The following is a 4,150-nucleotide window of genomic DNA, read 5'->3' as shown; positions in this document are numbered from 1 at the left end:
TCCTGGATGAATATATGCCTCCTGTAGACCAATGATCCTTCCCCCGCAAGAGGGAAGGGATCCCGGCATTGACCAACCCTCGACAGCTAACCGACCATAAGCCAAGGGGCTCTGTCCGAAGTCATGGACAGCGCCCCTATTCTTTCGCATCGATGCTGGAAGTGGCTCCAACAAACTCAAACGGCAGGCCAGGATTGGTCCAGCTATGCCGAACCGCCTCACCCCGCAATATTGTACTTATCGATCTTGCGGTAGATGGTCCGTCGGCTCATGCTGAGCATGCGGGCGGCCTTGGCCTTGTTGCCGTCGGTTTCCTCCAGGGCCCGTTCGATGGCCTCGGCCTCAGTCAAATTGTCCGGGTCATTGAAAACGGTCACACTGCCGTTCTGGCCCTGAAACTCGGCCGGCAGGTGGGAGAGGGTGATCACATGCTGGTTGCACATGATGAAGGCGTGCTCGAGGGTGTGCTCCAACTCGCGGACATTGCCCGGCCAGGCGTGCTGGTGAAACAGTTTTTCGACATCGGAGGAGACGGCCTTGATCGCTTTTTTGAATTTGCGGTTAAATTTCTCGATCATGTGGCGGGTCAGCATCGGAATATCGTCCTTGCGATCCCTGAGCGGAGGCAGGTTGAGCTGGACCACCTTCAGCCGATAGTACAGGTCCTTGCGGAAGTCACCGGCAGCGACTTTTGCTGCCAGGTCCCGGTTGGTGGCGGCCACTACCCGGACATCGACCTGTTCGGGATTGGGGCTGCCCACCCGCTCGAAGGACATGGTTTCGATCACCCGCAGCAGTTGAAGCTGCATCTTGGATGAGATGTCCCCGATTTCGTCCAGAAAGATGATGCCGCCGTCGGCCATGTGGAACCTGCCGATCTTGTCCTTGACCGCACCGGTGAAGGCCCCCTGTACGTGACCGAATAGCTCGCTCTCCAGAATGCTGTCGGTCAGGGCCCCGCAGTTGACCTTGACCAGCGGTCCGGCAGACCGATCCCCCGCCCGATGGAGTGCCTCCACGGTGAGTTCCTTGCCCGTACCGCTTTCTCCGGTGATCAATACGGTTGTCTGCACATCCGCCAGGGCCTTGATCAGGGATTTTACTTTTTTCATCTGCATGCTGGCGCCGATCAACCGGTTGAAAGCACGGCTCTCCTCGACGCTTTGCTCGAGGTTGCGCAGGCGGGTCTCATCCCTCAGGACCATGACACAGCCGGTAAAGTGATCCATGTGATCAATCAGGGGTGCGGCACTGACGCTGACAATCTGCTTGCGCATGTTTTTGCGACGGCACTCGATGTGGCGAAGCTCAACCGCTTTTCGTGTGCCCAGCGTTTCCTTGAGCACGTCCACACAGGCGCCATTGCAGCCGGCGGTAACCGCGCGGATGAACGCGCCGGGCACGTCATTTGGGGTAAAACCACATAGGTCCATCGCGGCCTGGTTGACGTCCACCACCCGCATCTGCTCGTCCACGGTGACGATTCCGTCCTTTACACTCTGGAATATGGCTTCGACATTGGAACGGCAGCGGTCTTTTTCATCGGAAAGCCGCTTGTGACGAAGCGCCAGGGTGGTGGCCTTGATCAACTCGTTTTGGCGAACGGGTTTGACGAGGTAGTCGAGGGCACCGAGACGCATGGCTTCCGAGGCGGTATCGACGCTGGGGGCGCCGGTGATGATGATCACCTGGGAATTGGGGTTGTGCTGTTTGGCGCTGCGCAGCAGATCGATGCCGGTTTTGCCTTGCATGATGATGTCCACAAAGAGAAGGTCGAAGGTGGATTCGGCAATCAGGGCAGCCGCTTGGGTATAGTTCGACGCGGTGGTCACCTCATGTCCGGCCTCGGATAGAAAATCAGCAAATGTATAGCGGATGCTCTCCTCGTCATCGACGACCAGAATTCTGTGTTTCATGTAGCACCTAAACGATCAGTTACCCGATTGAACGGGCAGGTCCACCGTCACCTTGGTATACTCGCCCTCCTCGCTTTCAATGGCAAGACGCCCCCCGTGATTCTCGACGATTCGGTGGCTGATGCTCAATCCCAGTCCCGTTCCCTTGCCCTTCGGCTTCGTGGAAAAAAACGGATTGATCACTTTTTCGATCACGTGGGGGGGGATGCCCGGCCCATGGTCGGTAAAACAGGCCCGGATGATGGATTTACCGTTGTCGGCGATCATGCTGACATCGATGTCCAGCGACTTTAATTCGCTGCCTTGCGGATATTTCTCGTTCAGGGCGTACCTGCTGTTGTTGATGATATTCAGGAACACCTGTTCGATTTCCTGGGCCCTGGCTGAAACCGGAAGCAGCTGGTCATCCATGTTGACCGAGAGCACGATGCCGTCTTTTCTCAGCTGGGCACCGGTCAATGTCACTGACTCCTCGAGCAGCTCCGCAATGCTGACGATGCTGAGCTTTTCGTTTTCCCGCCGGGAGAAGGAGAGCAGGCTGGCGACGATGGCGGCAATCCGGTCACCCTCACCGATAATCCGCCCGGATATCGAGTTGAGTGGATCGTCTGTCTTGGTTTTGTTCACCAGCATCTGGGCGTAGTTGATGATGCCGTTGATGGGGTTGTTGATTTCGTGGGCCACGCCGGCAGCCAGTTCTCCTAGTGCAGCGAGTTGCTCAGCCCGGAGGGCCGTTGCAATGGAGGCTTTTCTTTCGGTGATGTCCCGCTGGGAAACCACCGCTTTTTTCTGGCCGTTGTTGTCGACAAACGGGGTGTAGGTATGCTGGTAGCTTCTACCGGCGGCGGTGTCGAATTCGAAGCGCTGGATTTTTCCGGATTCAAGGGCTTTTTGCAAGAGACAGTCACCACAGGGCCGATCCCTGTCACGAAACACCTCATAGCAGCGGCACCGGCCTTTTCCGGCCGTCTGTTTTTTCAGCAACTCGTTCTGGTATTCCAGAAAATAGCGGTCGTTGACGATGCCGACATGTTCAAACTGATGAAAGAGGATGCGATGCAGCCGGTCCCGTTCGGACATGAGCTCATTCTGGATCCTTTTAAGCTCCGATATGTCCTTGAACGCCTCAACGATGCCGATGATGCCGTCGGGTCCTTCGAACCGGGTTGCCGTGAGGTCGCAGGTGATGACCGATCCGTCCGAGCGGGTTTTGCTTACCTCGTAATCCTCCAGTTTCCTTCCATCTAAAATCTGCTTCAACGGGCAGGCGGGGCCATGGCACATGTTACCTGCGAACACGTCGTAGCATTTGCGGCCAATCGCTTTTTCGGACGAGAAACCCGACAGTTCAGAAAACGCCTGGTTGACCTTCAAAATGTTGAAATTGCGATCGATCAGGCGCATGCCGACCGATGCGGTTTGAAAAATCTGGTTCAATTCGGCATGCGCCTGCTGGATGGCGATCTGCATTTTTTTCTGTTCGGTGATATCAAAGAATGCTTCGAGCAAATGCGGTTTGCCTTTGTACTGAACCTCGGTGACACTTTTGAGGACGGGAACCGTCTTTTTCTGCGCGGTGCGGAGCTCACGCTCGGCTATTTCCACCCGCTGGCCCAGGTCCAGGACGGGGCACTGCCCTTTCTGCGAGGGGCACAGGAACCGGTGGCACCGTTTTCCGAGAAGCGCTTCAGGGGATGCCCCGATCATGTTCAATGCGTTGTTGTTGGCGTAGGTAATCAGGCGGGAATCGCAATCAACCAGGATAATGGCAGCCGGGTTGTTCTCCAAAATCCGTTGGGCCTCCTTCTCGCGCTGGATGATTGCCAGTTCGGCCCGCTTGCGCTGGTTGATGATCGTCTGGCCGTAGAAACTGAAAACGATCAGCAGTACGGCAACGATCATGCGCATCCACAGCTCATGCACACTGGGTTGAAAGACATGCAATAACCAATGTCCCTCATCGAACCAATACGAGTGTACAGCGGATTCGATAAACCAGTAAATGATGACGAAAACCACACCTGCCCAGACCAGGTGGTTGTGAATTCCCTGAAGGGCTCTTTCCCGTTGGATGTTCATTTGAACCTCCTTTTGGAAATCGATTCAGAGTGGAATATATAAGAATAGGTTATCTATTTGATCGGGGGGGATTCTTTCTGTTGTGAATTAAATGCAATTTTTGTTCCTTTATATAAATTTTAAATTTAACATAATTTCAATATATTATAATTTTC

2 protein-coding genes are annotated in these 4,150 nt (G+C 54.9%); both read right to left on the bottom strand.

The annotated features are described in order from the left end of the window. Positions 1-218: 218 nt before the first annotated feature. The gene (locus tag ABYV26_RS22055) at positions 219-1,916 is read right to left on the bottom strand and encodes a sigma-54 dependent transcriptional regulator (RefSeq protein WP_372683515.1); all 1,698 of its coding nucleotides are present in this window, start codon (positions 1,914-1,916) and stop codon (positions 219-221) included. 15 nt (positions 1,917-1,931) lie between these two features. Then, complete coding sequence (locus ABYV26_RS22050) at positions 1,932-3,995, bottom strand: PAS domain S-box protein (RefSeq protein WP_372683514.1); 2,064 nt, start codon at positions 3,993-3,995, stop codon at positions 1,932-1,934. Positions 3,996-4,150 lie beyond the last annotated feature (155 nt).

Origin of the sequence: Desulfosarcina sp., from assembly GCF_041551955.1 — a bacterium.
Lineage (GTDB): Bacteria > Desulfobacterota > Desulfobacteria > Desulfobacterales > Desulfosarcinaceae > Desulfosarcina.
This window is presented reverse-complemented; position numbering and strand designations above follow the sequence as displayed.

Bases quoted from the DNA above. Each gene is read 5' to 3' on its own strand.
- ABYV26_RS22055 (WP_372683515.1), bottom strand. From the start codon at position 1,916: ATGAAACACAGAATTCTGGTCGTCGATGACGAGGAGAGCATCCGCTAT.
- ABYV26_RS22050 (WP_372683514.1), bottom strand. From the start codon at position 3,995: ATGAACATCCAACGGGAAAGAGCCCTTCAGGGAATTCACAACCACCTG.